Raw genomic sequence first — 26,196 nt, 5'->3', positions numbered from 1 at the left:
GGAGACGAAGCAATGATCGGAATACTAGCAGGAATGGGGCCAAAATCAACTGGACCATTCGTCGATACAGTTGTAGCAAGATGCCAAACAATATACGGAGCAAAGCATGATATGGACTTTCCTCATATGATGATTTATTCGTGCCCAACACCGTTTTACATGGATTGCCCTATTGATCACGAGGCGATGAAAAAAGCGATTATTGAAGGGGCACAAAAACTCGAAAGTACTGGCGTAGACTTTATCGCTATGCCTTGTAATACGGCGCATCTTTATTTTGAAGAATTACAGCGTTCTCTTTCTATTCCGATTTTAAATATAGTCGATGAAACGTTACAAGCAATTCCTGAAAATATAAAAAGAGTCGCCCTTCTCGCAACAGAAGCGACAATTCAAGCTGGGATTTATCAAGACGGGATTGAAATACGTAATATAGAGTATATTCATCATGAAAAATGGCAGGAAATGATTAATCACATTATTACTTATATTAAAAACGGAGAAGTTGAAGTAGCTCGCCAATTATGGAGTGCGCTCGTTGTACAGTTGAAAGATGAAGTAGATACCGCAATTATTGCATGTACCGATTTGAATGTGGTAGCGAGTGAGGATTTTGTTGATTCCTCTCAATGTCTTGCTGAAGCGGTTGTTAGAATGTATGTAGAAAATATAAGGAGGTCCCAATGAATATACCTTTTGAAATGGGATACACATTTGACGAAAACCTTAGAGAAGAACCTTTATCCCTTGCTGAAATGAAGCAAGGGATTGTGTTTTTGAAAGAGCATTTACAGGAAGGATCGTTATATGGAAAAAACTGCGGATTAATCGGTGTTTATGAACGAATCGCTGGCAACCTTCCTGAAAGTAAGTATTACTTACAGGAAGCAATTGCATATTATACAAATTTAAATAATAAAGAAGGACTCTTTGTTAACAAACTACGTCTCGCACACACATACCATTGGGAACAAAATTTCCATACGGCAAATACACTATTTACCGAACTTCAACATATGTTGCCGAACGTTCCTACTTATAAAGACTTCTTCTACCAACATTACGGAAAAAGTAAATTAGATGAGGGTGACTTCCACACCGCCCTTACTTATTTTCAAAAGGCACTTCAAATTAGGCTACAAAAAGGAAATGAAGAGCTAATTCATTCAACTAAGCTTTGCATTGCGTATTGTATGTCTCGCCGATAAAATCTGCCCTAAAAACTTTTAACTTTCTTCACAATTCTTTCAAAGTAATCACACTTAATCTCGCTATATTAAATAAGTAGTTATTCATATAGGGAAGGTTAGGGGAACTGAAAGTATGAAAGTAAATCGTTCGCTTCATTACATTTTTTGGCGTTGGCATTTTTACGCTGGTCTTTTTATTACGCCGCTTCTTATTACTTTGTCACTGAGCGGAATTGGTTATTTATTTCGAGAAGAAGTTGAAGATTTCATCTATAAAGATTTATATTTTGGGAAGAGCGCCCAAACAGAATCTATTTCGATGTCTGATTCGCTTTCTTTAACAGAGAAAAAGTATCCACACTATAGTGTGGCGAAAATTAGTGAGTTTAATGGGGATTATAATACGAGACTTACGATTGCAAATGAATATACTGGGCAACAAAAATATGTGTATTTAGATAGCAATAATCAAATTGTTGGGGATCAAAACGCAAGTGAAACGTTTGCGAATATAATGAGGGAATTACATAGTTCTCTTTTAGTTGGTGGTACTGTCGTTAACTATATTGTAGAACTTGCGGCGTGCTGGACAATCTTTTTAATTGTAACCGGATTGTATATGAGTATACGCCAGTTCAAAAACACATCAGCATCCAATAAACGAGAAAAGGCAAAACGACGTCATTCTATTATCGGTATTATATTTACAATTCCTCTCGTTTTGTTAGTCGCATCTGGATTGCCGTGGTCAGGGTTTATGGGTAACCAAATTTATAAAATCGCATCGTCGAATGAATCGCTCGGGTATCCGAAATTGTATATGGCACCGCCTGAATCAAAGGTAAAAGAATTGCCGTGGGCAACAAGAAAGGAAGCTCCTCCTGAATCAAATTCAAATGAGCCAAAAGCAATTTCAGTTGATACATTACAAAAAGGAATTGAAATACAGAAGCCATATGTAATCTCACTACCGGCTGATCCGAAAGGTGTATTCACTGTTTCGAAATCGAGCGGTTCTGGTATTACGGGTATGCATGTCGCACCAAATGAAGAAATAACAGCTTACTTTGATCAATATAGCGGTGAACTCATTTCAAAAACGGACTATCGTGATTATGGATTATTTGCACAATGGTTCACTTACGGTATCCCGCTTCATGAAGGTCATTTATTCGGATGGCCAAATAAAATATTATGCTTACTAACGACATTATCTTTATTACTTCTCATTTATTACGGAATAAAAATGTGGTTAGCAAGAAAGCCCAAAGGAAAATTAGCAGCACCTCCAAAACAAAGAGATAAGAAAAGTATATTTGTTTTCTTTATCATGATGGTTATACTAGGCGCTGTCATGCCTTTATTCGGACTATCTGTGTTAGTTATTTTTGCGATTGAACTTCTTATATATGTATTTTCAAAAATACGGTCATAATGAAAAAGCATTTGTACTCCCGTGTACAAATGCTTTTTTATTTACTATTTTCTTTTTTTCTACCACTTATTAAAAAGACAATATCTACTATAATAATCAATGCAATGATAACTTGGGCTACATAATCCATCGTTGTCGGACCGCCAGCTTTATTCATCATCATATACATTCCAGTTATAAATGAAATGGAAAGTAGCACGAGTAATGTTACTTCAATATTGTCATATAGCTTTTGAAACAATCGCTTCATTTCCATCACCACCTTTACCATATTATAACAAAAAACCACTCTACATGAGTGGTTTTCTTCATCACTGCGCCATTTTCTTTCGGTACATCTTCCCGTTCCAATAGAAGAATCGTGAAGTGAGGCCTCCGTATTTTACAATGCGCCGTGCCATTTTGTGCATATTCTTTTGCGCTGATACTTTTTGGTCTGATAAGTAAATACCAAGTAACCCTCGGCTTATGAGACGATGAAACTTCGCATGAGGCAAATCACCAATGCTCTTCTCTGCTTCTTCTACAAAATGTTTCATACGATCTAATATAGCTTGCTCATTTTCATAATAACTACAGAAATTCAAATCTCCGCCTATACGGTCTTCTTCTTGATCGATGAAATAATCAAGTAAAATGTGAAGTCCTTGTACGTAAGGGAAATATCCTTGTCTAATTTTCGCAATATCTTCATCATGTAATTCATCATGAAAGGCATATGCTACAAGACAGAAGATTCCAAGCGTAGAACCAGCACATGCTGAAAATTCGAACCAACTCATCTCTGGTAAGTTTTCTTTATGTGCTTCAAACCATGTTTGTAAGCGTGGTTCTCTTTCTTCTAACTTCACGTGTTTATGAATTTGCAAATCACAATAATAACAAGCAAGTTCATGAAGAACAGGAGCAATTTTGTCATAGTGCTTCGTTTTCTTTAAAACATCTTGGCATGTTTCAACAAGTTCATCTAAATAGCCACCATCATCTTGATCATCACGATAACGATAATAATTACCGCCACCTTCTACTTCAGGTGATAAAGCCATTAACATGGACTCATGCAGCGCGGCAAAATCATTTGGATCAAGTGATGTACTGCGATCACATAAGTTATCTAAATAATCGCTAATCGTTTGATACGCTACGATAAAACGAATACATTCCTCTCGGTGTTCATTTGCTAATAGCGCTAAAATGCCACCGCCCTCGCAATGAAACGTTTTATTCTCAATACTTGCGATTGCCTGACTATGAAGCTCGTCATTCGGAATATGGTAGGCACGCTCTTTCCACATCGCTAGCTCATGGTGTACAACCGGAAACACATCACGGTATACTTTCGCCATGAGCGTTATGGGATTACTCGGTACGTTCACTTCTTCCTTCATCTCCTCTATTCAATGTACAAATAATTTACTTATTTGTTTCTATTATGTTATTGATGTGTATTTCAGTAAATGACTGAATATAATTCAAAATTTCATCACGCTCATACTCATTTAATAACTCATGATAACAATTCGGCCATTCTTTAAAAGCCTTATCACTTATTTTAACATTATCAAACCAAGTACGGACACGTGTTTTATCTACAAGTTTATCCTTACAAGCTTGCATTAGCAAGAGTGGAACGTCTGGAAAATCGCCTATTTTTTTATGCGCAATTTCGATAGACTTAATCAATTCACTATACCAACGTACTGATACTTTGCGCAAGAACAATGAATCATTCTCCATCGCATCCCGAACTTCATGATTACGAGTTGACATTTCTACTGTAAGATTCGTTGCAAATTGCAATTTTGGAGCAATAACATTTAATATTTTTGAGACAGCTTGAAGCGGTGCAGAAGGTCCAGTCACTACCCCTAAGCAGGGTGAACTTAAAATAATGCCGTCTACATCTTCTCTCTTCGTTTCTTGCATCATACGAATGACAATAAGACCACCCATACTATGACCAAATAGAAAGATAGGTAACCTATACTTTCTTGCCTCTTTCACCCATAATTTAACTTCCTCTATGTATTCATCAAATGAATCAATATGTCCTCTATTTCTTGAAGTCGTTCCATGTGACGGAAGGTCCCCCATCACGACGTGGTAGCCGATATGATTCCACATTTCCGCAACGGCTTCATAACGTCCGTGATATTCCATTGCGCCGTGCACGATAACAACGACAGCTTTCGCTTCCTCTGCTTCATAATTCCACATACGGCTCTCCTCCATTTCACTCTTTCTCATAATTTGATACACTAAAACTAGTCTCTAGGAAAGGAAGGCTTTACATGATATATCCTTACAAAGAAAAAAATCCAAAAATTGCGAGTAGTGCTTTTATCGCTGACTACGTAACCATTACAGGTGATGTGACAATTGGCGAAGAAGCAAGTATTTGGTTTAATACAGTCATACGCGGCGATGTATCACCAACAATCATCGGAGACCGAGTAAATGTACAGGACCAATGTACACTTCACCAAAGCCCACAGTACCCTCTTATTTTAGAAGATGATGTGACAGTTGGGCATCAAGTTATTTTACATAGCTGCCATATAAAAAAGGATGCTTTAATTGGAATGGGCTCTATTATATTGGATGGTGCTGAAATTGGCGAAGGAGCCTTTATCGGTGCTGGAAGCCTCGTTTCACAAGGAAAAAAAATCCCGCCAAACACATTAGCGTTCGGTCGCCCAGCGAAAGTCATTCGTGAATTAACAGAAGAAGACCGTAAAGACATGGAGCGTATTCGCACACAATACGTTGAAAAAGGTCAATATTATAAATCACTACAAAAGTGATTTTACCGCTGCCATAATACTGGCAGCTTTTTTATAAAAAAACTAACTTTTTCTTTACAAAACATTATTACTCCCTCAATAAAATCTTATTAAAATAAAAGCTAATATCTCCATATATATGTAAACGAGGGAGGAGAATTTTCATGAAGGTCAGTGGACTGTATAAAATAGAATGTTACATTTTCAAAGGAATTAACCGATACTTTGATCAAAAAACGTTAAATATCTTTTTCAGCAATATTACTCATATCGGTGGCGCGACTTTCTCCATTGCACTCACACTGTTCTTTTTAATTTTCGCAAAGGGAACTTTGCACCAAGCTGCAATCGCAACTGCTATTTCGTTAGCAATTAGCCATATTCCTGTGCAAATATTAAAAAGATGGTATCCGCGAAAACGTCCTTATTTAACAATTCAGGATGCAAAATATCCAGTCCATCCATTAAAAGACCACTCTTTCCCGTCTGGTCATACAACAGCCGTTTTCTCTGTCTTTATTCCATTTATTTGCTATAATCCAAACTTATTTGTTTTTCTATTACCGTTAGCATTATGCGTTGGTATTTCTCGCATTTATTTAGGGCTTCACTATCCGTCTGATGTATTCGTCGGTATGTGCCTCGGCACTTGCTCTGGCATCATCTCTTTTTATCAATTCATCCCACTTTTCACATAAAGGAGTGATATGATGAGAGTCGCCATTTTTACCGATACTTTTACGCCACAAGTCAACGGGGTTGCGAAAACATTAGAACGATTAACACGTTACTTTCAGAAAGAAAAGATTGCCTATTCTGTTTTCGCCCCTCAGCATACAGCTGAAGATAATTTCGTAGCGAATGTGAATAAGATGAGAAGTATCCCGTTAACAATATTATATCCAGAATGTCGTTTTTCTTTTCCTACTCCGCGCATTAAACGTGAACTTCTTTCCTTTCAACCTGACATTATTCACATTGCCACACCTTTCAACATGGGACTTTGTGGATTGTATTATGCAAAAAAGTTAAACATCCCAGTTGTCGGTTCTTATCATACTGATTTCGATGCTTATTTACGCTACTACAAAATTGAATTTCTCTCTAATATGCTTTGGAACTATTTAAAGTGGTTTCATAGTCATATGCAAAAAAATTTCGTTCCATCCCCTGAAACATTACATCAATTAAAAAATAAAGGCTTTCAGGCCCTCTCGATTTGGGGACGGGGTGTAGATTGCACACTCTTTCATCCAGCTTACAATACAGACCTATTCCGGAAAAAATATAATATTACAGCGAAGTATGTCCTTTCCTATGTTGGACGAATTGCTCCTGAGAAAGATATTGATACGTTGCAAAATCTTATCGTTAAATCAGCGCATACTCGAAACGATATTCATTGGCTTATAGCAGGAGACGGTCCCCTAGCAACAAGTCTTCGTGAAGCTGTTCCGAAAACAAATATCACTTTTACTGGATATTTACAAGGCGAGGATTTAGCTGAAGCATATGCTTGTTCTAATATCATGGTATTTCCATCAGCTACTGAAACATTCGGAAATGTTGTACTTGAATCACTTGCATGCGGCACACCTGTCATTGGTGCAAATAGTGGCGGGGTAAAAAACATTATTACAGATGGAAAAACGGGAGTTCTTTGTCCGTCCAAAAATGAAGACGCATTTCTATCATCCATTTATTCTTTATTGCAAAATGAAGAAAAACTTGAGCAGATGGGAATAGCAGCTTCATCTTTTGCGAAATCAAAGAGCTGGGATGAGATTTTTCTTGGCTTGTTTAAACAATATGAAGAAGTCCTTCAGCACACCGCATCAGAGTTACTCGCTTAAATAGAAAAACTCCCTTCAAAAAAACGAAGGGAGTTTATTACACAGTTGTAAATTTTAGTTTAATAAATGATACACATAGTGAAATACCACTTTATTCCTATATTCATTATAGCAAAAAGATACATAACTAAATAGACTTGTAATAAAAACCCATAAAAATTAATATATGGTTATACAGTATTTTAAGAATTCCCCTTAAAATCAACTTACTCACATACCTTTATACAGGAATTGTTCCCCAATTTCTGTATATCAAAAAAACCTTTCATTCATTTGAAAGGTCTTTTTGAGCCTGCACATATTCTTCTTTCGTATTTACATTTATAAACCAATCCGCATTCGCTTGTACATCTTCACCAGCAACATATTTCACATTGCATTGTGATAAAAGTTGGCCCATACTTCTTTTTTCTTCTTGAAGCAAAGCATAAATCTTTTCTTTCACACGGTTATGATATGCTGCAAGTAACGGTTGTTTTCTTCCATTAATAATAGGTACAACCGCATCATATTCATTGCTCGTTTGCTCTAATAAAATGGTAAACCATTCATGCGAAACATTTGGCGCATCGCAAGGCATAATAGCATACCAGTCTGCTTCTATGTATTCCATACCTGATACAATCCCAGCAAGTGGTCCGTTTCCTTTATAGTGCGGAATATCTTCTATAACAGGAACTTGTACGAATTGCTCTACTCGCTCTTTTATATCGGGGTGACTAATGATTACAACTTCTTGCAAAGTACTTGTCATCACTTTCACAATATGCTCAACGAAAGTAGTCCCCTTCCAAATTGCTAACGCTTTCGGCTCACCGAATCTACTCGACATACCGCCCGCTAATACAATTCCAGCATATTTACTCATTGGCGATGCAGCTCAAATGTAATATGACCTAATTCCGGCAAAATTAATTTATTCATCGCAAGGCGAACTGCTCCGCTAGACCCTGGCATTGAAAAGACGACTTTGCGCCCAATTGTACCGCCGATTGCTCTACTTAACATAGCGCTGCTTCCGATATCTTCTAAATAACTAATCATACGGAACAACTCACCAAACCCGACAATTTCTTTATCTAATAGCGCTGATACCGCTTCAATCGTTACATCACGTTTCGTAATACCAGTCCCGCCATTTGTTAATACAACATCTACGTCTTCCTTATGATAACCAGCTAACACTGCTTGCTGAATACTCTCTTTATCATCTTTTACAATTTCATAAGAAGTCACTTTATGTCCTGCTTCTTTTAACAATTCATGTAATAATTGTCCGCTCTTATCTGTCTCTTCCGTACGTGTATCGGAAATTGTTACGATCTTACAACGCACTTCTTTTGGTGCTTGTTTTTTATGTTCGGTTACGCTCATTTTTCATCTTTCCTTTCTTAAAGGCTTTTCTTCATTTTATCATATATATCTTTGCACAATTATGTATGAAGCCAACGATGCATCATGATACAATATAAGTATACTAACCCACAAAAAGGAAAATGAAAAACCATTTCCTAGACTTCACATCTTTAACTACTCTCTATATTTTCTACATAATAGAATTCAATTTTATAACTTGCACTACAAAATAAGCCGGAGGTCTAATACTATGGAACTTTATAAAAAACTAACAACAACATTCATCCTCTTATTCGTCGCTTCCATTACTGTTGGCTTTTCCTTAAAAGGCGCAATCCCATACGCTACATTAGTAAGCATTATATTCGCGACACTATTTTTACTAAGCAGTGCCTTTTGCGCTGGTAAAGCACGTCAACTGAAAGGGTGATCATCTATGTTCCGTAAGAAACAAATCCTTTGTAAATCATGTGAAAAAGAAATACAAACGTATGAAAAAGCATGGATTCATATGCCCTTTCCGGCCAGTGGTATGACGAATATGAAAAAGTATATTGAGCTAGACGGCGAAGTGTATTGTGGCTCATGCATTCAAATTGTAAGTAAAGCGCAATAAAAAAAGCTTTGCGCTCACCGCGCAAAGCTTTTTTTCATATATTATAGACCAGCTTGCTCTTTTAAAGTTGCAGCTTTGTCTGTACGTTCCCATGATAGATCTACATCAGTACGTCCGAAGTGGCCGTACGCTGCTGTTTGTTTGTAAATTGGGCGACGTAAGTCTAGCATTTTAATAATACCAGCTGGGCGAAGATCGAAGTTGTTACGAACTAGTTCTACTAATACGTCTTCAGATACTTTACAAGTGCCAAATGTATCAACTGAAATTGATACTGGTTGTGCTACACCGATTGCGTATGCAAGTTGTACTTCTGCTTTATCAGCAAGACCAGCTGCTATGATATTTTTCGCAACATAACGAGCTGCATATGCTGCAGAGCGGTCAACTTTTGTTGCATCTTTACCAGAGAATGCACCGCCACCGTGGCGAGCGTATCCACCGTAAGTATCAACGATGATTTTACGTCCTGTTAAACCAGCATCACCTTGTGGTCCACCAATTACGAAGCGGCCAGTTGGGTTAATGAAGAATTTCGTTTCTCCATCCATTAATTCCGCTGGAACTACAGCCTTAATTACATGCTCTTTTAAATCGCGATCGATTTCTTCCCATGTAACATCTGGATGATGCTGTGTAGAAATTACAATTGTATCTACACGTACAGGTTTACCATTTTCATCATACTCAACTGTAACTTGCGTTTTTCCATCCGGACGTAAGTATGATAATGTGTCATCTTTACGTACTTCAGTTAAACGACGAGCTAATTTGTGAGCAAGCGAGATTGGAAGTGGCATTAATTCTTGTGTCTCATTACATGCGAAACCAAACATTAAACCTTGGTCTCCTGCACCAATTGCCTCAATCTCAGCGTCAGTCATTTGACCTTCGCGTGCTTCTAGCGCTTGGTCAACACCCATAGCGATGTCAGCAGATTGCTCATCGATAGATGTTAAAACTGCACAAGTTTCTGCATCGAATCCGTATTTTGCGCGTGTGTAACCAATGCCTTGAATTGTTTCACGAACGATTTTTGGAATATCTACGTAAGTAGAAGTCGTAATTTCCCCCGCTACCAATACTAAACCAGTTGTTACAGTTGTTTCACAAGCTACACGTGCATTTGCGTCTTTTGATAAGATCGCATCTAAAATTGAATCAGAAATTTGGTCACAAATTTTATCTGGATGTCCTTCAGTTACAGACTCAGATGTGAACAGATGACGTTTTTTTGTCATGTGGTAAACCTCCCTACAGTAATTGTATATATTGTACGGAACTCATCCTTAATTTGCCACAAACTGCGACATACATTTATTCTCCCACAAGCATACAGAAAAACCTTTCCTACTTTACATAGAGGAAAGGTTTAATTTGCTACTTGCATACTGCTTTTTGCCCTTTGCTCTTATCGTTCGAGACCATTAGCCTCGCACAGGTTTTAGCACCTATTCACCTGTATTTACCACTACAAATGAGGTTGCTGGGCTTCATCGGGCCTGTCCCTCCGCCAGCTCGGGATAAGAGAGTATCCGTCCCAACCTATACTAAAGAAATGATATTCATTTGTCAATTAATATTCACATTTTCCTGAAAGTTTTTCTCAATGCGCCTAAAGTGAATTATTAATAAGGAAATAATGTATTCACACAAACAAATAGAAATAAATAGTATACATTATTTATATAATTGTGTTATACTCTTGTTGGGGATTACGAGAAATATTTCATTAAATGAAAAGGATGGTATATAAATATGAGTACTGTGAATGTCCAAATTGGTTTACACGAATTATTGAACGGAAGCAATGCACAGATTCAACTAAGTGTTCCGCAATTAGTGGAAAAAGTATTAATGCGAAATGAAGGGAAATTAACTTCTACTGGTGCGGTTTCTGCTTCAACAGGAAAATATACAGGACGTTCTCCTAAAGATAAATTTATTGTGAAAGAAGCATCGGTTGCTGACAAAATTGCTTGGGGAGCTGTGAATCAACCGATTTCTGAAGAACATTTTAATAAATTATATACTAAAGTTTTAGAATACTTAAAAGAAAAAGAAGAGTTATTCGTCTTCAATGGATTTGCAGGCGCTGACCGCAATTACCGCCTACCAATTCAAGTTATTAACGAATATGCATGGCACAATTTATTTGTACATCAATTATTCATTCGTCCAACTGAAGAAGAATTAACAACTCATGAATCAGAGTTCACAATTGTTTCTGCGCCGAATTTCAAAGCTGATCCAGCTGTTGACGGTACAAACTCTGAAGCATTCATTATGGTTTCATTCGAAAAACGTATCGTACTAATTGGTGGTACAGAATACGCTGGAGAAATGAAAAAATCAATCTTCTCTATTATGAACTTCTTACTACCTGAACAAGATATTCTTTCTATGCATTGCTCTGCAAACGTAGGTGAAGAAGGTGACGTAGCACTATTCTTCGGTTTATCTGGAACAGGTAAAACAACATTATCTGCTGATCCAAACCGTAAATTAATTGGTGATGATGAGCATGGTTGGTCTGATAACGGCGTATTCAATATTGAAGGCGGTTGCTACGCAAAATGTGTAAACCTTTCTCACGAGAAAGAACCACAAATTTTCGATGCAATCAAATTTGGATCTGTTTTAGAAAACGTTATCATTAATAACCAAACGCGTATTGCAGACTATAACGATACTACTTTAACAGAAAATACTCGTGCTGCATACCCTATGCATGCGATCGACAATATCGTACTGCCAAGTGTTGCTGGACACCCAAATACAATCATTTTCTTAACTGCTGATGCATCTGGCGTATTGCCTCCAATCAGTAAGTTATCAAAAGAACAAGCTATGTACCATTTCTTAAGTGGCTACACTAGTAAACTAGCAGGAACAGAGCGTGGTGTTACATCTCCGCAAGCAACATTCTCAACTTGCTTCGGTTCACCATTCTTACCACTTGATGCATCTCGCTATGCTGAAATGCTTGGTGAAAAAATCGAGAAACACGATGCGAAAGTATTCTTAGTAAACACTGGCTGGACTGGTGGCGAATACGGCGTTGGTAAACGTATGAACTTAGGTTACACTCGTGCAATGATTCAAGCTGCATTAAGCGGTGAACTTGCGAAAACTGAAACAGCTACACATAACATCTTCGGTCTTGAAGTTCCACTTCACGTACCAGGTGTACCAGACGAAGTGTTAATGCCTGAACAAACTTGGGCTGATAAAGCTGCTTACAAAGCGAAAGCAATCGAGCTTGCAAATGAATTCAAAGCTAACTTCAAAAAGTTCGACAGCGTTTCTGAAGATATTATTAACTTAGGCGGTCCAATCGCTTAAGTGCAAACTTTCTTTTGGAATCATCCTTTTACTCATATGAATAAGTGTCGTGTAACCGTAAAGTTCCGCGTACTCACCGACAAAACCCAATGCGGCTTAACGGTTACACACACTTACATAAAAAAGAAGCTTACGTTTTTGCGTAAGCTTCTTTCTATATCTTATATAAAGTGAAACGTTAATCTCTTCATCTGTGGCTTAGTTTGTTAATTTACAGAAATTTCAATTTATATTTATTTACTTTTAGTTTTTCATGATACAATTTACATATATAGGAAGGGGTGAAGCCTATGAGAAATTTTTCTCGTACAGGAAAAATTTTATTCAGTTATGGAGCGATCCAAATGTTTTGGGGACTTGTGATGCTTAACGCTAATTTATTCGAGCATACAAGTGAAACAATAAAATATATTATTCTAATTACCGGAATAGCTTTTTGTATTATATCCAACTTTTTCAAAAAAACTAAGAGTCATACTAATACGTGATTTCATATTAACTTATTAGAAGCGTAAACCTGTATTTTATGCAAAGTTACGCTTCCTGTTGTACTATTCATCGCTGGATCTCTTATTCCAGGGTAAATCCATTTTCACACGTACAACTTACGGATTCGAACATATGAATTATATCTCTACTCGCTACATCCTTCTGGTTTTACTCCGCGTGGGGCTCAAACAGGCCCTAACCGCTTCTATCCCCCGCCGGATCCTCTATCCCATCTAAAAAGAGGCTTTTTATCTTTTTAGCTCTTCGTTAATTCTTCCTCATCTTTCATACTATAGTATCCTAAATTCACAACAATTAAGAAATAGCCGCCCATAATCCCTACTGCAAATGCCCACATCACCATGTGGTGCTCAATTTCGTACATAATAATAGCACCTAAAATAGCAGCTGCAAAGCGATTAAACATACCGAGCGTTGGTGCTTTCGTTTTCTTTACGATACTATCTCCAAGCTTTTCAATCCGTCTTCCTAAAAGCCAAACGCAATACATACTTACGATAAGTCCAATTCCAGCACCTAGGAAATGAGCTGAAAACGGTGTTAACATCCAGCCTAGTAAAAGAAAACCTAGTAAATAATACGATTGAATTTTAAACGATCTTAATGACATACTAATCATGCTGTTCTCCTCTTCAGTAATTTTTATCCCACATTAACGGGCAGTAAGACCCTCACCTCAAAATTCAGCGGAAGCAAAGAAGTTAGGTGGGGGATCAACCACCCGTAAAAGCCCGATTGGTTCAACTAATAATTTCTTTCAAGTTTATACTGCTTACATCCATTTCAATCAAATTAAAAACAACATAAACGATATGTTTACGTTGTTTAAATGTTTTTAGGAAATAATATTATACAAGATTTCAAACATCATATTCTTATAATTTGTGACGTTTTTCCAAACATTTTTCGTCCATTTTTGAAAAAATTGATATCAATCTATGAACATACGGATATGATGTAATAAGCACACAAATAAAGGGGGCGTCTAATGATTTATTTTTTAATGGCTCTCATTCACCTTATTATCCCTGCACTTATTGGACTTTCATTGTATTGGTACACGAAAAATCATAGTATTTTCTACGCTGTCCTCGGTGTCCTTCTTCCGGGTATTATTCTTATCACACTCTTCCGCATTCCAGTTTTAAACTTAATTCCACTTATTACTGCTATCTTATTTCTCGTCTTCTTACCAAAAATAAAAAAATAGGAAAGCAGATCATAGGTGATCTGTTTTCCTATTTTGATATAGATTCCTCCACAGTAGAATGCATTTTTACTTTCTCCGATTTCACAAACCATAAACCGAAGAAAATAATAATTCCACCGATTATTTGTTGAAAGGATACATATTCATTTGCCCATACAGCTGCAAATAAAACAGCTACAAGTGGCGTTATATACATATATACCATCGTATGTGACGCCCCAATTTTTTGAACACCAACATACCACATCACTAGACCGAATACCGTTACGAAGAAAATCGAATATAGTAAAGCAAATAGTGTCATTCCATGTGTAATGTGAAATGGCATAATAAATACGTATGGTCCACTTAACAATAAGAGCGGAATCGCACCAACTAATGCTGACCATGCGGTAACACGTAGTGCTGAATATTTTTTAATTAATGGACTTGCTAAAACAGGATAAAGCCCCCAGCATATTGATGTAATTAGTCCAATTCCATTTCCATAAAAAGAACTAGCAAGTGAATGTCCTGCTACTAAAACTAATATTACACCACCAAAGGCAATGATAGAACCGATGAGCTTTCGAGAAGAAAACTTTTCTTGTTTCAAGAAAATCGCAAATAAAGTTGTAAAAATAGGTGAAATAGAAATGAGTAAAGAGGCATTTGTAGCGGATGTATATTTGACAGTTTCCATAAACAACGTTTGATACAGTACAATACCTACAACGCTAACGATGATTAATCTAGGTATATCCTTTCGTTCCATATAAACCGACTTTTCAATAAAAAATGTAAGGAGTAACATAAGCGGTGCCGCCGATATCATCCGAAGTGCAGTAAACTCAATTGCTGTAAATTCTAAAAGTCCATATTTCGCAATCGTAAAATTAATCCCCCAAATAATAACGACTGCTAAAATTAATAACTCAATCCCCCATCTTCTCATGCGTATCCCCTCCGCAAATAAAATTATACAGAAAATTCAATCACATGTACATTTCATTATGTGAAAAAATCTTTGTATTGTATGCAACGTTTTAATGAACTTATATCGGCGATTTTTTAAATATATCGATTTATCAACAAAAAACGATAATAATAGCGACTTATACAATAAAAAAGGTGATTCCAAAATACATTTTGGAATCACCTTTTCTTTACTACACTCGAACGTGTAACTTCATATTTGGATTATAAAATTGGCTTGGGCTCTTCAACTGAAAAGTTCCTCCACCTTCATGCCAATCAACTGTTAACTTATCATCCATAAATACAAGCTTTGTGCGATCTGCGATAAAACTAAACTGGCTTGATTCAATATCTACATCACGCTCATCTTTTTCTGCTACAGCTACTAAATCGATGATTCCGCTCATTACACAACCGCAACCTTCATTATCGTAAAATAACTTTATATATTTTGCTTCACTTGGAATCGTATCCACAATCTTTTTATATGCTGCTTCTGTTACAGTAACGTACATACGTTATTCATCCTCTCTTCTCACATCATTCATATATTGTACCACTATTTTTCTAAATCATTGTATACAAAAAATTAAGACTAACACATGTGATAAAGGAGACTGTATCACAATGTGTCTCTAAATATTTAGTGAAAGAAAAATTGATATATGATTGGTTTAATGCGAATTTTGATGTGAATATTACTTTGCTTCCGCAAGAAAAATGGTTCCTCTAAAACTATTCAATTCTCCTCCCTACTTTTGTAAATCTATATACACAATACAATCGACCACACAAAAATATAGAATTCATAATATATATATAGTAGTTCTATTTTTAAAACTAGGTTTTCAAAACAGAGAAAGGAGAAAATATATGTACCCACGTAATTGTTTTAGTTGCGATGGCAGACGCAACGGCGGTTCTATTGGTAGCACCGGCGCCACTGGACCGACTGGGGCCACTGGACCGACTGGGGCCACCGGACCGACTGGTAGCACTGGATCTACCGGAGCTGGTTTACAAAGTACTACCGCCTTTAGTCTAGCAGCAGCCCCTAACTATAAAACCGGACAAGTGGTCACTTATACGAGCAGCGGCTATGTTGTAAAAAAAGATGCACCTCAAGGGTTTCCCAATATATCTCCAGATTATATCGTATTAGTAGAAAGTGGACCTACTGGTAGCACCGGGTCAACCGGGAGCACTGGACCTTCTGGCAATACCGGACCTACGGGGATCACTGGGCCTTCTGGCAATACCGGACCTTCTGGTAGCACTGGGCCTTCTGGCAATACCGGACCTACGGGGATCACTGGGCCTTCTGGCAATACCGGACCTTCTGGTAGCACTGGGCCTTCTGGCAGTACCGGACCTTCTGGTAATGCTGGAACTACTGGGAGCACTGGACCTACTGGCAATACCGGACCTACTGGTAATGCTGGAACTACTGGGAGCACTGGACCTTCTGGCAGTACCGGACCTTCTGGTAGTACTGGGCCTTCTGGCAGTACCGGACCTTCTGGTAGTACTGGGCCTTCTGGCACCGCGGGTAGTGCCTCATCAAAAAGTATTGTTTTTCAAGGAACAAATGCTGGTTTTCAACGTATAGCGGGTTCTCCTGGAATTGACTCCAATGTTATTCCATATGTTACTGCTGGATCCGGTAGTATAGTCGGATTTTCTGCGTCTATAAATGTAAATAACTTACCTGCTGCTGTTTATACGATTGATATTAGCAGGAATGTCCCAACAAACCTCAATGCCCCTACCTCTAGTTACATCCTATCCACTATTACCTTAACTACTACTGACAAAATTACTGGAACTATGATATTTTCAATTAAAGCGACAGATACTGGATTGGGACAAATTCAAGTGTTTAATCCTACTCCAGCAGTAGGTCCCGCTACTGTAACTTGGACTAGCATTACAACTGGAAACCTCGTTTCGAGAGGAGATGCTATATCCCTTTATATTACTCCTGGAATTACTGCCAGTGCTGTATATTCTGTTTTTCTAATCACTAATATTTAGTTCCCTCTTAAAAATAATTTATTTAACAAAAAAAGCCCCAATAATTGGGGCCAACAAATAGAAATGCAAATGAATTAAAACAAATAACAGACAAGTCTAGTATATACTATTATTGTTAATGTATCCATATTTTGGTTTTTAAATTATATATACTGTACAAATAGGGTAAACACTATCGAATTTTTATTCACAAAAAAGGAGATCATTCTCAAATAAGTGATCTCCCTTTTAAAAATATTTTTTCATTACATCGGCAATACAACCTTTACAGTCGTTCCAACCCCAACTTCACTTTCAAAACTCATTTTACCGTTGTGGTCTTTAATAATTTTTTCTGTAACTACTAAACCTAAACCTGTTCCCGTTTCTTTCGTTGTGTAAAAAGCTTCATTTAGCTTCGGAATTTTGTCTTTTGGAATGCCGCAACCCTCATCCTTAACTTGAACAATGATTGCATCTTCTACAGTCACTTTAATCGTAATCGTTCCGCCAACTGACATTGCTTCGATCGCATTTTTAATTAAATTAAAAAATACTTGTTTTAATCGTTTTTCATCGCATGTAATTGATGGTATGTCTTTACTATATATACCTTGTATGTGCACGCCTTGCTTTAAAGCAGGCTTCCCCATAACTCGAATAACATAAGCGATAATTTCTTCTATATTATGAGTTTCTGATTCTGGTGATTTAGATTTCTCAAATCCACTAAGTTCTGTAGCAATTGTATGAATTCGTTCTACTTCTTGTTTCATAATATCACTATATATTTTATCCTCTGGATATTTATTTGCTTGCTTATTCACAAATTTCTTCAAATTCGCTAGAGGTCTTCTAATTTTGTAGCCAATAACTGTTGCCATTTTCCCAACAGTTGCTAATTTTTCTGTTTGTTGTATTTCTTTATCCATCATCTCAAGCGTACGAACGTAAGACTGAAACCTCAAAAACATAATCCAACATATGATAGTAAATACGCTATATAATGCCATTGGGATTAAGACGAGTGACGATTGAATAATGATTCCTATAAGAGCGTACTTTCCAACAAGTATCCCCGGAACTAACCAAAAATACCTTTTGTTCACAAAGATTGGTGCAAATAAAATGAAAAATCCTTCTACTATATTTCCACCATCAAATTCAGCATCACTACCATAGTAAATCATAAAATTATGAATAAAATCTAATAGATTATATCCAATTAGAATAATATACTTTACTGCAAATGGATTTTTCCATTTCATAAAGTATACTCCAGTACAAAATAAGATCACCATCAGAAAATAAAGCCATAAACCTAAACCATCTTCAAATTCTCCTACGCCGTCTTGCTCTCCTCCTAGGAAAGGTACAATAAATTCGTAGGCAAGATCGTATACAAAAAATATAATAAAAAATAAACTTAAAAATATTTTCAGCGCCTTTATTTCTTCATTTTTAAATATATCGTCTTTATTCATATGGTAACTCCTAGCTTTTCTCCCACTTGAATTTCATTATTTTCACGCTGCTTTGGGAGAATGATATCTATTCTAGTTCCACTATCTCTTTCACTTGAAATATGTAATTCACCTAGGTGCTGCTCGGTAACAAGTCGATTCGCTACCGTAAGTCCCAGGCCAATTTTATCCTGTTTCGTTGTATAAAAGGCCTCTGTAACACGGGCCAAATTTTCCTTCTTAATGCCGTATCCATTATCGATTACACTTAGCATTACATAATCTTGTCCTTTATTTTCTAGTCGTAAATCTAATGTGCCACCTTGCTCCATCGCCTCCAGAGCATTTTTTATGACATATAGCAAGACTCCTCTTATTTTCCGCTCATCACATTCAACTTCTATCGCCTTTTCTTCCACATTAGAAATAAGCTGAACGTTAGATTCATTCATTTTTTCGCGAAGAATTGTTACTGCTTGTAATGCAATTTCTCCTATATTATGTTTCTTATAGATAGAAGGTTTACATGTAGCAACTTCCATCAACTCACTTATCATACTATTCATATTTTCTATTTCAAAAATCATCCGTTTGTAAATAGGGTCCTCTCCATGCTTCTCTCGTTGTAATTGCGTAAACCCTTTTAATGAAGCAAGTGGATTTTTAATTTCATGTCCCACTGTCGCTGCCATTTTTCCGATTACTGCTAATTTTTGTGATTCACTAGCAATCTTAATACTTTCCTTTACAGCTGAAAGGTATTGTATAAATCGATTTAAAATGATGTATACTGCTATTAATACGAGTGTATACATAATGAGGAACATAAACGCTTTTACTTCCCCTAATACAAATAAATAAATTAAATATTTCCCTATAATAGTGACAAGTAAGCACACAAAAAATCTTTTATTTATAAATATAGGTACAAAGAAAATGAATATAATTTCTATTATATTCGTCGCATCAAATGCCACCTTATTATAAAGAATATACGAAAGTATATTCACTATTTCTATCCCTATGTATATAAATATACATGTATATTTAACAAGGTTTGCTTTCTCTTTTTTTACTAAGTATATATTCACGCATAGTATTGCTACTCCACATAAAGCTTGCCACATTCCTTTATGCCAGTTTTCTATTAATGCTTTATTTTCTAATACAATTGCATAAGAAACTTGGTATACACCAACAGTGACATACAACACCCATAAAAAAATTTTCGCATTCCTTTCTTCTTCTTTATATGATAGAAAACTCTCTTTCACTTCAACACCCCTTCAAAATAATATCTCGAAGAATACCATTTATTATAATAAATGATTTTCATAGACAAACAAAGATAAATCGAACAATTGAGGAAAATCATCCCAACATTGCAATCTCCTCAGACTATATGTAAGCATAAAAACTATAAATAATAATACGTATATTATGGGAGGTGCTTTATATGGACGGCAAAAAAAATAAAAAGACAGAACAAATGGAATCCTTCACGCGTGAGAATGAAGGAAAGGAAATGACAACAAATACAGGTGTCAAAATTTCAAATGATGAAAACTCTTTAACCGTCGGCGATCGTGGTCCTACCCTTCTAGAAGATTTTCTTATGCGGGAAAAACTTGCTCATTTTGACCGTGAACGAATTCCTGAAAGAGTCGTTCATGCAAGAGGATACGGCGCACATGGTATTTTCGAGCTATATGAATCTTTAGAAGAGCTAACAATGGCCCACTTTTTACAAGACCCTTCAAAAAAAACACCCCTTTTTGTTCGCTTCTCTGAAGTAGCTGGATCAAAAGGTGCGAATGAAACAAATCGAGATGTACGAGGGTTCGCTGTTAAATTTTATACAGAAGAAGGAAATTTTGATTTAGTAGGAAACAATATTCCCATTTTCTTCATTCAAGATGGTATTAAATTCCCTGATCTTATTCACGCCCTTAAACCTGAGCCGCATAATGAGATTCCACAGGGACAAACAGCACATGATACATTTTGGGACTTCATCGCCAATAACCAAGAATCCGCTGCGATGATGATGTGGATTATGTCTGATCGTGCCATTCCAAGAAGTTTTCGAATGATGCAAGGGTTTGGCGTTCATACATTCCGCTTAGTAAATAAAAACGGAAAGTCGCGATTCGTAAAATTTCACTGGAAGCCAAAGCTCGGCATTCACTCATTAATTTGGGATGAAGCTCAAAAACTAGGGGGTGCCGATCCAGATTACCATCGCCGTGATTTATGGGAAAATATTAATGCTGGAAACTATCCTGAGTACGAACTCGGCATTCAAATTTTAGAAGAAGAGGATGAATTTAAATACGATTTCGATATATTAGATGCGACGAAAATTTGGCCTGAAGAAGATTTCCCCGTTAAAATCATCGGGAAAATGACATTAAATCGCAACGTCGATAATGTATTCGCGGAAACGGAACAAGTCGCACTTCATCCTGGAAGTATCGTCCGTGGTATTGATTTCACCAATGATCCGCTCTTACAAGGGAGGCTCTTTTCTTATACCGACACTCAATTGGCACGCGTCGGTACAAATTATCAAGAATTACCGATTAACCGTCCAATCTGCCCATTTCACAACAATCAAAGAGATGGTGCATCTAAATATATAATCGATAAAGGAAAAATTGCTTACCATAATAATTCCTTAGCAAATAACACTCCTTACACTGTCCCCGGTACAAAGGGTGGGTTTGTTACATATCCTTCTACGGTGTCAGGGCATAAAACGAGAGAAACAGCCGCCAGTTTCAAAGACCATTTCTCTCAAGCACGTCTATTTTGGAATAGTATGAGTAACGTCGAAAAGGTTCATATTATGCAAGCCTTCTCCTTTGAATTAGGAAAAGTAAAAAGTACATCCGTCCGCCAACAAGTCGTAAATATGATTGGCCATATTAGTACTGAATTAGCTACGTTAGTCGCTGAAGCGGTCGGAGCAAAAGTCCCAAATATTCAAGAATCCAGCGTTACAAAATCATCGCCAGCACTCAGTATGGCAAATACGACATTTAGTCCTAATACATTACGAGTAGGTGTCATTGTTGCAAATGGATATGACGGACGAAGCGCGCAATATATAATGAATCAATTCAAACAAGTTGGACTACAGCCAGTGATTGTTTCCGAGCGATTAGGTATTGTGCAAGGAACGCAAAATATACGTTGGGACGTGAATGATACTTTCTTAACAGGATCATCACTTCTTTATGACGGTCTACTTCTTATTGGAGGAAATCTTGATGAACAGTTTCTTAATAAAGCGAGTTCATTTGTCGTAGAATCATATAATCACTTTAAGCCAATTGGTGCCTTCCAAAACGGCTCTACTGTTATTCAGTCTTTAAATATCGAAGGAAAGCCTGGTGTCTTAATAGAACAAAACCCTACGCTCCTGGCGAATGAATTTATTAAAGCTATGACGAAACAACGCTTTTGGGATAGAGCTTATGAATAGGATAGGGGGATAATTTATGTTTGTTACCGTCGAAAAAGATGTGCATATTTTTGTGCAAGACGTGAATCCCGGTCCCGGTAGTAAAACTGTGTTCTTCGTCCACGGCTGGCCTTTAAATCATCAAATGTACCAATATCAACTCAATGTGTTACCACAACATGGTTTTCGCTGCATCGCTATGGATATACGCGGAAACGGGCAATCTGATAAACCGTGGACTGGTTACACATACGATCGTTTAGCAGACGATATCGCCATTGTTCTAGAAGCACTTCAAGTAGAAAATGCTACATTAGTCGGTTTTTCAGTAGGTGGCGCTCTTTCTATTCGGTACATGTCTCGCTACAATGGTCATCGCATTTCTAAACTTGTATTAGTCGATGCTGTTTCCCCCTCTTTCGTTAAAAATCAAGAATCTCCCTATGGTGTCCCAAAAGAACAAGCAGATACCCTCATTAATCAAATGTATGCCAATCTGCCTAAATTTTTAAATGATGTATCTTTATCATTTTTTAATAGAAACTTAGGATCTGCTACGTTAGAATGGTTTTCTTATCTCGGTATGCAGTCTGCTTCCTACGCTCTCATCAAAATATTACAAGCAGCTGCAAATGAAGACGTAACGAAAGATTTAAGTAAAATTGACGTCCCAACAAAAATATTCCACGGTATTCACGATCAACTTATCCCTTACAAAAGCGCTGAACTCACACAAAAGCGGATTAAAAACTCTCAGTTACATCCTCTTACAAATAGTGGTCACGGTTCTCCAATCGATCAAGCGGATGAATTAAATGAAGAACTTATAAAATTTTTACGTTCATAAAAGATAGACTGCAAGTTTTTACAAAAAAATTCACATATTTCTCACAAATCAATTAATAAAACGATTACATTTTTATTTATACTAAATGTACAGGTAATACTCCCTAAACCCAGCTTGTCTGGTTACCCCGTTAAATACTATAAAAAAAGAACTTGTATCGTTATACAAGTTCTTTTTGTTTTTCTATTTAAAAAGTATATCTTTACTATACTGCTTTCCAGCAAGTAAATCATATTGGAGCATTTTATATTGCTCTAACATTTCTTTTTGTTCTTTTGTTAAATCTGTTATCTCTTCCCCATCTTTATTAACCTTTAACTCATCTCTCAGAACCGGTATTTCTTTATGCATTTCCGATAGAAATTGATAAAATGGTGATTGATTTAATCCTGCATAATCAAAAACAAGACTAGAAAAATAAATTGGACTTACTAAACCTAAATTGTCATTTGGCAAATCGAAATTCGCATACATTAACAATGGTGTTTCTGACATAATTAATCTTTCTCTTACCGTCTCTTCATTTTCTATATATCCTGCTTCTTTATAAATAGATTTATTAGTACCTAACATAGGTAAATGATCTCCAAAGAAGACTAATAAAGTAGGTCTGTCTAACTCATCAAGCTGCTCGATTAAATATTGTAGCGCTTCATCCGACAGTCTTACCCCTTCTGTATATGCTTCTAATTCCGCTTTCGATTCCTCTTCTGTTAATCCACTAATTTCTATTTTATTTTCACCAAACATATTTGGTGTATATGGAAAATGATTTTGCATCGTCACCGCATGAATAAATGTAGGTTGTTTTCTCTTTTTTAATTCATCTATTATTTCTTTACTCATAGATAAATCACCAATATTATCTCCAACTACTTCTGTATTTTTCATCGTGTCTTCTGCATTAAAATTATCGAATCCTAATGTTTTATATACATCTTCTCGTTTATAAAACGATCGATTAAAGGCATGAATTGCACTTGCATAATACCCTTGCTTTTTCAATTCACTTGCAATAGATGGAACTTCTTTCTGACTTGGAATAGCTTGTTGATACGGTATAGAACCTGGCATTAAGAGACTCATCGAGTAACTCGTTAATGCTTCAAATTCTGTATTCGCTGTATTCCCTCCAAATGTAGGAGCTATCGTTTGTCCACCTGGGAAATTCTCTGTATAACGATGTAAATTCGGCACTGGATCTTCGCTAAATGAAAGATTCGTTAATTTTGTCGGATCCCACAATGCTTCACTCATAATATATATAATGTTCGGCTTCTCTGCCTTTTTTTGCGCTTTTACTTTACCGCCATATTGCTTTTCTATATCCTTTGCAATTTGCTGCATCTTTTCTTTTGAATATTCCTCTGGCTCTTTTATGACTGTCGTATCTAAATTACTTAAAAATCCTATAACAAAACCATTCCCCTTATAATTTGCCGCTTGATTCCATGCACGGATGTCTACCCCAGCTTTTGTAAATATATTATTCATAAAGGTAGTAGGGTAGTTACTATATGCATACAACATAAACGCAGAACCACATATTAAAATTATCCTCATAATAATATGTGATTTTATAACTGGAATGTATTTTCTTATATACATAACTATAAATATAAGTAAAACAATACTAACTATCATCAGAAACATATTCCAAAAACTGAAATAATCCATAACCATCGGTATAACGGAATTCATATGGCCAATCTGTGTAAAATCAGACGGGTAGAATGGCTCTCCTCTAAAAATGAGCTTAAAATGGTTCACCAGCACAAAAATAATCAAAACTAAGCTAGTTATCGTTGTACTTAAGAAAACTTTTCCAATCAAATTATATGCAAAAACGTATACCATATAAATAAATAATAGGCTTAATATATACTGTCCATATTGTAAATACACCCATGTATTTACTACTATAAGATTCATATCCTCCTGCACTATGATATACATCCAATTCATTGTATGAGCAATTAAAAATAATACGACATAAACTCGAATAGCTGGCCTAAGCTTATGACTGATACCCTTATTTAAATGAATGATGTATAGTAGTACACTCCACAAAACAATAATGAGTATACTTAGCTGGATTTTCCCATTAAAAAATTCTTTAGTTTTCTCGAATTCGAAAGACCTTAACATAACAAAAAACAGCGTTTCTAAACAAATCGCCCACATTCCACTAAGAATGATAGAAATTAGTAGGTTCTTCCTCGGCTCCTGAGGAGAAAAACTAAGATAAAATTCATCTCTTCTTCGTTGTTGTGTTAAAACATTAAAAAGCAATTTATTCCCTCTTTCCTTTACCCCTTCGTCTCGCATCAAAAAACATATTGTCTTATACAAAATAACATATTTGTATGCAGCTAGTCTCCCTATACGCTTGTAATATACACATGTATCCTTAATTTCCCCTTAAAAATACAGTGAAACTTTAATCGGCCCGAACCTTTCAGGATTGAACGGGATAAAACTTCTTCTCTATATTCTAGAAACATAAATGAACTATGCTTCATAAAATGATTACCATAAGAAAAGAACCTATCAACACTGACAGGTTCTCCTTCATTTTAATAGAAATGGGCATATGTATTATATAAGAGAATACATCCATACTTTCCATATAATACATACAAGTACGATAACTACAAAATCAAAAAGATCTAATCTCGGGCCTTTTTTCATATGCATGTCTAACCATATATGAACCCATTTTATGTTTGTATATTTTTGAATGTTTTTCTTTGCAAATTGGTAAATGAGCACTTCCATAATAAAAAATCCAACTACGAAAATAAACAATAGAATGAGAAAATCAACCACTACATTCCTCCCTATTTTTGCAGCGATTTTTCTACTATCTGATTTCTCAAAACCCACTCTTCAAATTGTGCACTTCCAAATTCCCAGCTAAGATCACGAGCATGTACAGAAAAAACGTAATGACCAGCATATTCGTCCATAAATCTACCTGTCTCGATCTCATCTTTCTGAAGACCATACGCTCCAAAATTAAAATACACATCCCACACGTCTTCATTCTTCCGCTTATAAGCGATCGATTCCATATCACATTCTGTTCCGAAATAATCAAGATGTAAATGTACGCTATCATCATATTCGCACTTCATTTTATCACCCCTTAT

Annotated in this window: 28 protein-coding genes, 1 pseudogene and 1 riboswitch; of the genes and pseudogenes, 15 read left to right on the top strand and 14 right to left on the bottom strand. The window is 36.3% G+C overall.

Annotated elements, in window-relative coordinates; translation table 11 throughout:
* The first annotated feature begins 12 nt into the window (after positions 1 to 12).
* From QCI44_RS03630 to QCI44_RS03620, 3 genes are all read left to right on the top strand, one after another.
* Positions 13 to 687 carry an aspartate/glutamate racemase family protein gene (locus QCI44_RS03630; protein WP_016135505.1) on the top strand — a complete coding sequence of 225 codons (675 nt, stop codon included), beginning with the start codon at positions 13 to 15 and terminating at the stop codon, positions 685 to 687.
* Positions 684 to 1,208 (top strand): hypothetical protein, encoded by a 525-nt coding sequence (locus QCI44_RS03625; protein ID WP_016085862.1) that lies wholly within the window; start codon positions 684 to 686, stop codon positions 1,206 to 1,208. The genes QCI44_RS03630 and QCI44_RS03625 overlap by 4 nt, the downstream gene beginning before the upstream one ends.
* A gap of 115 nt (positions 1,209 to 1,323) precedes the next feature.
* Positions 1,324 to 2,625: a PepSY-associated TM helix domain-containing protein gene (locus tag QCI44_RS03620; protein WP_016135506.1), complete on the top strand. Its 1,302-nt coding sequence runs from the start codon at positions 1,324 to 1,326 to the stop codon at positions 2,623 to 2,625.
* A 37-nt stretch (positions 2,626 to 2,662) separates the two neighbouring features.
* Here the strand turns inward: QCI44_RS03620 and QCI44_RS03615 are convergent, their stop codons facing one another.
* Genes QCI44_RS03615 through QCI44_RS03605 form a run of 3 tightly spaced genes read right to left on the bottom strand, consistent with a single transcriptional unit; the run spans position 2,663 to position 4,842 of the window.
* On the bottom strand, positions 2,663 to 2,896 hold the full coding sequence (locus QCI44_RS03615; protein WP_074651699.1) for a hypothetical protein: 234 nt from the start codon (positions 2,894 to 2,896) through the stop codon (positions 2,663 to 2,665).
* 40 nt (positions 2,897 to 2,936) lie between these two features.
* On the bottom strand, positions 2,937 to 4,001 hold the full coding sequence (locus QCI44_RS03610) for a tetraprenyl-beta-curcumene synthase family protein (RefSeq protein WP_001102478.1): 1,065 nt from the start codon (positions 3,999 to 4,001) through the stop codon (positions 2,937 to 2,939).
* A gap of 37 nt (positions 4,002 to 4,038) precedes the next feature.
* Positions 4,039 to 4,842, bottom strand: coding sequence for an alpha/beta hydrolase (locus tag QCI44_RS03605; RefSeq protein ID WP_088084448.1), 804 nt, complete (start codon positions 4,840 to 4,842; stop codon positions 4,039 to 4,041).
* Positions 4,843 to 4,916: 74 nt separating this feature from the next.
* Here QCI44_RS03605 and QCI44_RS03600 point away from each other — a divergent pair, with 74 nt between their 5' ends.
* The 3 genes from QCI44_RS03600 (at position 4,917) to QCI44_RS03590 (ending at position 7,261) form a co-directional block, all read left to right on the top strand.
* Entirely contained in the window at positions 4,917 to 5,429 is a 513-nt protein-coding gene (locus QCI44_RS03600; protein WP_016085859.1) for a gamma carbonic anhydrase, read from the top strand.
* A 143-nt stretch (positions 5,430 to 5,572) separates the two neighbouring features.
* Positions 5,573 to 6,106, top strand: a complete 534-nt coding sequence (locus tag QCI44_RS03595) for a phosphatase PAP2 family protein (RefSeq protein WP_000868580.1) — start codon at positions 5,573 to 5,575, stop codon at positions 6,104 to 6,106.
* A gap of 12 nt (positions 6,107 to 6,118) precedes the next feature.
* Positions 6,119 to 7,261 carry a glycosyltransferase family 4 protein gene (locus QCI44_RS03590; RefSeq protein ID WP_016135508.1) on the top strand — a complete coding sequence of 381 codons (1,143 nt, stop codon included), beginning with the start codon at positions 6,119 to 6,121 and terminating at the stop codon, positions 7,259 to 7,261.
* Between the two features lie 265 nt (positions 7,262 to 7,526).
* Here the strand turns inward: QCI44_RS03590 and QCI44_RS03585 are convergent, their stop codons facing one another.
* Both QCI44_RS03585 and QCI44_RS03580 read right to left on the bottom strand, forming a co-directional pair.
* On the bottom strand, positions 7,527 to 8,129 hold the full coding sequence (locus QCI44_RS03585) for a molybdenum cofactor guanylyltransferase (protein WP_016085857.1): 603 nt from the start codon (positions 8,127 to 8,129) through the stop codon (positions 7,527 to 7,529).
* Positions 8,126 to 8,635 (bottom strand): MogA/MoaB family molybdenum cofactor biosynthesis protein, encoded by a 510-nt coding sequence (locus tag QCI44_RS03580; protein ID WP_000117124.1) that lies wholly within the window; start codon positions 8,633 to 8,635, stop codon positions 8,126 to 8,128. The genes QCI44_RS03585 and QCI44_RS03580 overlap by 4 nt, the downstream gene beginning before the upstream one ends.
* Before the next feature lie 232 nt (positions 8,636 to 8,867).
* Here QCI44_RS03580 and QCI44_RS03575 point away from each other — a divergent pair, with 232 nt between their 5' ends.
* Together QCI44_RS03575 and QCI44_RS03570 are read left to right on the top strand one after the other, a co-directional pair.
* Complete coding sequence (locus tag QCI44_RS03575; protein ID WP_002067722.1) at positions 8,868 to 9,047, top strand: hypothetical protein; 180 nt, start codon at positions 8,868 to 8,870, stop codon at positions 9,045 to 9,047.
* Positions 9,048 to 9,053: 6 nt separating this feature from the next.
* Entirely contained in the window at positions 9,054 to 9,233 is a 180-nt protein-coding gene (locus QCI44_RS03570; protein WP_016085856.1) for a hypothetical protein, read from the top strand.
* Between the two features lie 41 nt (positions 9,234 to 9,274).
* On the opposite strand, the gene metK is transcribed toward QCI44_RS03570, so the two are convergent.
* Positions 9,275 to 10,474: a methionine adenosyltransferase gene (gene metK, locus QCI44_RS03565; protein ID WP_353811003.1), complete on the bottom strand. Its 1,200-nt coding sequence runs from the start codon at positions 10,472 to 10,474 to the stop codon at positions 9,275 to 9,277.
* 167 nt (positions 10,475 to 10,641) lie between these two features.
* A riboswitch (SAM riboswitch) is annotated at positions 10,642 to 10,763 on the bottom strand.
* A 228-nt stretch (positions 10,764 to 10,991) separates the two neighbouring features.
* Between metK and pckA the strand changes: the two genes are divergently transcribed.
* Together pckA and QCI44_RS03555 are read left to right on the top strand one after the other, a co-directional pair.
* Complete coding sequence (gene pckA, locus QCI44_RS03560; protein WP_016085854.1) at positions 10,992 to 12,578, top strand: phosphoenolpyruvate carboxykinase (ATP); 1,587 nt, start codon at positions 10,992 to 10,994, stop codon at positions 12,576 to 12,578.
* Positions 12,579 to 12,868: 290 nt separating this feature from the next.
* Positions 12,869 to 13,066, top strand: a complete 198-nt coding sequence (locus QCI44_RS03555; protein ID WP_033659787.1) for a hypothetical protein — start codon at positions 12,869 to 12,871, stop codon at positions 13,064 to 13,066.
* A gap of 257 nt (positions 13,067 to 13,323) precedes the next feature.
* Here QCI44_RS03555 and QCI44_RS03550 read toward each other — a convergent pair whose 3' ends face one another.
* On the bottom strand, positions 13,324 to 13,707 hold the full coding sequence (locus QCI44_RS03550) for an ATP synthase subunit I (RefSeq protein WP_016085852.1): 384 nt from the start codon (positions 13,705 to 13,707) through the stop codon (positions 13,324 to 13,326).
* Between the two features lie 369 nt (positions 13,708 to 14,076).
* Between QCI44_RS03550 and QCI44_RS03545 the strand changes: the two genes are divergently transcribed.
* Positions 14,077 to 14,298, top strand: coding sequence for a hypothetical protein (locus QCI44_RS03545; RefSeq protein WP_016085851.1), 222 nt, complete (start codon positions 14,077 to 14,079; stop codon positions 14,296 to 14,298).
* Positions 14,299 to 14,326: 28 nt separating this feature from the next.
* On the opposite strand, the gene QCI44_RS03540 is transcribed toward QCI44_RS03545, so the two are convergent.
* A complete protein-coding gene (locus tag QCI44_RS03540) occupies positions 14,327 to 15,232 on the bottom strand; it encodes a DMT family transporter (RefSeq protein ID WP_016085850.1) in 906 nt (301 codons plus the stop codon).
* A 214-nt stretch (positions 15,233 to 15,446) separates the two neighbouring features.
* Complete coding sequence (locus QCI44_RS03535; protein WP_098560095.1) at positions 15,447 to 15,770, bottom strand: iron-sulfur cluster biosynthesis family protein; 324 nt, start codon at positions 15,768 to 15,770, stop codon at positions 15,447 to 15,449.
* 92 nt (positions 15,771 to 15,862) lie between these two features.
* Between QCI44_RS03535 and QCI44_RS30610 the strand changes: the two are divergent.
* Both QCI44_RS30610 and QCI44_RS03530 read left to right on the top strand, forming a co-directional pair.
* A pseudogene (locus QCI44_RS30610) lies at positions 15,863 to 15,988 on the top strand (Nif3-like dinuclear metal center hexameric protein); the annotation flags it as partial.
* A gap of 140 nt (positions 15,989 to 16,128) precedes the next feature.
* Entirely contained in the window at positions 16,129 to 17,289 is a 1,161-nt protein-coding gene (locus QCI44_RS03530; RefSeq protein WP_353811002.1) for a collagen-like domain-containing protein, read from the top strand.
* A gap of 245 nt (positions 17,290 to 17,534) precedes the next feature.
* Here QCI44_RS03530 and QCI44_RS03525 read toward each other — a convergent pair whose 3' ends face one another.
* Together QCI44_RS03525 and QCI44_RS03520 are read right to left on the bottom strand one after the other, a co-directional pair.
* On the bottom strand, positions 17,535 to 18,752 hold the full coding sequence (locus tag QCI44_RS03525) for an ATP-binding protein (RefSeq protein ID WP_016085847.1): 1,218 nt from the start codon (positions 18,750 to 18,752) through the stop codon (positions 17,535 to 17,537).
* Positions 18,749 to 20,005: an ATP-binding protein gene (locus QCI44_RS03520; RefSeq protein WP_016135513.1), complete on the bottom strand. Its 1,257-nt coding sequence runs from the start codon at positions 20,003 to 20,005 to the stop codon at positions 18,749 to 18,751. Before QCI44_RS03520 ends, QCI44_RS03525 begins: the two co-directional genes overlap by 4 nt.
* Positions 20,006 to 20,187: 182 nt before the next feature.
* On the opposite strand from QCI44_RS03520, the gene QCI44_RS03515 reads away from it, so the two are divergent.
* Together QCI44_RS03515 and QCI44_RS03510 are read left to right on the top strand one after the other, a co-directional pair.
* The gene (locus QCI44_RS03515) at positions 20,188 to 22,218 is read left to right on the top strand and encodes a catalase (RefSeq protein ID WP_016135514.1); all 2,031 of its coding nucleotides are present in this window, start codon (positions 20,188 to 20,190) and stop codon (positions 22,216 to 22,218) included.
* 16 nt (positions 22,219 to 22,234) lie between these two features.
* On the top strand, positions 22,235 to 23,044 hold the full coding sequence (locus QCI44_RS03510) for an alpha/beta fold hydrolase (protein WP_098560617.1): 810 nt from the start codon (positions 22,235 to 22,237) through the stop codon (positions 23,042 to 23,044).
* Positions 23,045 to 23,227: 183 nt separating this feature from the next.
* Here QCI44_RS03510 and QCI44_RS03505 read toward each other — a convergent pair whose 3' ends face one another.
* The 3 genes from QCI44_RS03505 to QCI44_RS03495 all read right to left on the bottom strand — a co-directional run bounded on the left by QCI44_RS03505 (position 23,228) and on the right by QCI44_RS03495 (position 26,181).
* Positions 23,228 to 25,372: an LTA synthase family protein gene (locus QCI44_RS03505; protein WP_048894646.1), complete on the bottom strand. Its 2,145-nt coding sequence runs from the start codon at positions 25,370 to 25,372 to the stop codon at positions 23,228 to 23,230.
* A gap of 270 nt (positions 25,373 to 25,642) precedes the next feature.
* Positions 25,643 to 25,873 (bottom strand): hypothetical protein, encoded by a 231-nt coding sequence (locus tag QCI44_RS03500; RefSeq protein WP_016085842.1) that lies wholly within the window; start codon positions 25,871 to 25,873, stop codon positions 25,643 to 25,645.
* A gap of 11 nt (positions 25,874 to 25,884) precedes the next feature.
* The gene (locus tag QCI44_RS03495; protein WP_016085841.1) at positions 25,885 to 26,181 is read right to left on the bottom strand and encodes a DUF3986 family protein; all 297 of its coding nucleotides are present in this window, start codon (positions 26,179 to 26,181) and stop codon (positions 25,885 to 25,887) included.
* Positions 26,182 to 26,196: the final 15 nt, after the last annotated feature.

The sequence above is a fragment of the Bacillus cereus group sp. RP37 genome (genome assembly GCF_040459695.1).
Lineage (GTDB): Bacteria > Bacillota > Bacilli > Bacillales > Bacillaceae_G > Bacillus_A.
This window is presented reverse-complemented; position numbering and strand designations above follow the sequence as displayed.

What these genes read in the sequence shown, in the direction of transcription:
- QCI44_RS03515 (WP_016135514.1), top strand. Translation starts at nt 20,188, where the DNA reads ATGGACGGCAAAAAAAATAAAAAGACAGAACAAATGGAATCCTTCACG.
- QCI44_RS03625 (WP_016085862.1), top strand. Translation starts at nt 684, where the DNA reads ATGAATATACCTTTTGAAATGGGATACACATTTGACGAAAACCTTAGA.
- metK (WP_353811003.1), bottom strand. Translation starts at nt 10,474, where the DNA reads ATGACAAAAAAACGTCATCTGTTCACATCTGAGTCTGTAACTGAAGGA.
- QCI44_RS03585 (WP_016085857.1), bottom strand. Translation starts at nt 8,129, where the DNA reads ATGAGTAAATATGCTGGAATTGTATTAGCGGGCGGTATGTCGAGTAGA.
- QCI44_RS03575 (WP_002067722.1), top strand. Translation starts at nt 8,868, where the DNA reads ATGGAACTTTATAAAAAACTAACAACAACATTCATCCTCTTATTCGTC.
- QCI44_RS03495 (WP_016085841.1), bottom strand. Translation starts at nt 26,181, where the DNA reads ATGAAGTGCGAATATGATGATAGCGTACATTTACATCTTGATTATTTC.
- QCI44_RS03580 (WP_000117124.1), bottom strand. Translation starts at nt 8,635, where the DNA reads ATGAGCGTAACCGAACATAAAAAACAAGCACCAAAAGAAGTGCGTTGT.
- QCI44_RS03590 (WP_016135508.1), top strand. Translation starts at nt 6,119, where the DNA reads ATGAGAGTCGCCATTTTTACCGATACTTTTACGCCACAAGTCAACGGG.
- QCI44_RS03525 (WP_016085847.1), bottom strand. Translation starts at nt 18,752, where the DNA reads ATGAATAAAGACGATATATTTAAAAATGAAGAAATAAAGGCGCTGAAA.
- QCI44_RS03620 (WP_016135506.1), top strand. Translation starts at nt 1,324, where the DNA reads ATGAAAGTAAATCGTTCGCTTCATTACATTTTTTGGCGTTGGCATTTT.
- QCI44_RS03545 (WP_016085851.1), top strand. Translation starts at nt 14,077, where the DNA reads ATGATTTATTTTTTAATGGCTCTCATTCACCTTATTATCCCTGCACTT.
- QCI44_RS03615 (WP_074651699.1), bottom strand. Translation starts at nt 2,896, where the DNA reads ATGGTAAAGGTGGTGATGGAAATGAAGCGATTGTTTCAAAAGCTATAT.
- QCI44_RS03505 (WP_048894646.1), bottom strand. Translation starts at nt 25,372, where the DNA reads ATGCGAGACGAAGGGGTAAAGGAAAGAGGGAATAAATTGCTTTTTAAT.
- QCI44_RS03555 (WP_033659787.1), top strand. Translation starts at nt 12,869, where the DNA reads ATGAGAAATTTTTCTCGTACAGGAAAAATTTTATTCAGTTATGGAGCG.
- QCI44_RS03550 (WP_016085852.1), bottom strand. Translation starts at nt 13,707, where the DNA reads ATGATTAGTATGTCATTAAGATCGTTTAAAATTCAATCGTATTATTTA.
- QCI44_RS03630 (WP_016135505.1), top strand. Translation starts at nt 13, where the DNA reads ATGATCGGAATACTAGCAGGAATGGGGCCAAAATCAACTGGACCATTC.
- QCI44_RS03510 (WP_098560617.1), top strand. Translation starts at nt 22,235, where the DNA reads ATGTTTGTTACCGTCGAAAAAGATGTGCATATTTTTGTGCAAGACGTG.
- QCI44_RS03535 (WP_098560095.1), bottom strand. Translation starts at nt 15,770, where the DNA reads ATGTACGTTACTGTAACAGAAGCAGCATATAAAAAGATTGTGGATACG.
- QCI44_RS03530 (WP_353811002.1), top strand. Translation starts at nt 16,129, where the DNA reads ATGTACCCACGTAATTGTTTTAGTTGCGATGGCAGACGCAACGGCGGT.
- QCI44_RS03600 (WP_016085859.1), top strand. Translation starts at nt 4,917, where the DNA reads ATGATATATCCTTACAAAGAAAAAAATCCAAAAATTGCGAGTAGTGCT.
- QCI44_RS03595 (WP_000868580.1), top strand. Translation starts at nt 5,573, where the DNA reads ATGAAGGTCAGTGGACTGTATAAAATAGAATGTTACATTTTCAAAGGA.
- pckA (WP_016085854.1), top strand. Translation starts at nt 10,992, where the DNA reads ATGAGTACTGTGAATGTCCAAATTGGTTTACACGAATTATTGAACGGA.
- QCI44_RS03605 (WP_088084448.1), bottom strand. Translation starts at nt 4,842, where the DNA reads ATGTGGAATTATGAAGCAGAGGAAGCGAAAGCTGTCGTTGTTATCGTG.
- QCI44_RS03540 (WP_016085850.1), bottom strand. Translation starts at nt 15,232, where the DNA reads ATGAGAAGATGGGGGATTGAGTTATTAATTTTAGCAGTCGTTATTATT.
- QCI44_RS03570 (WP_016085856.1), top strand. Translation starts at nt 9,054, where the DNA reads ATGTTCCGTAAGAAACAAATCCTTTGTAAATCATGTGAAAAAGAAATA.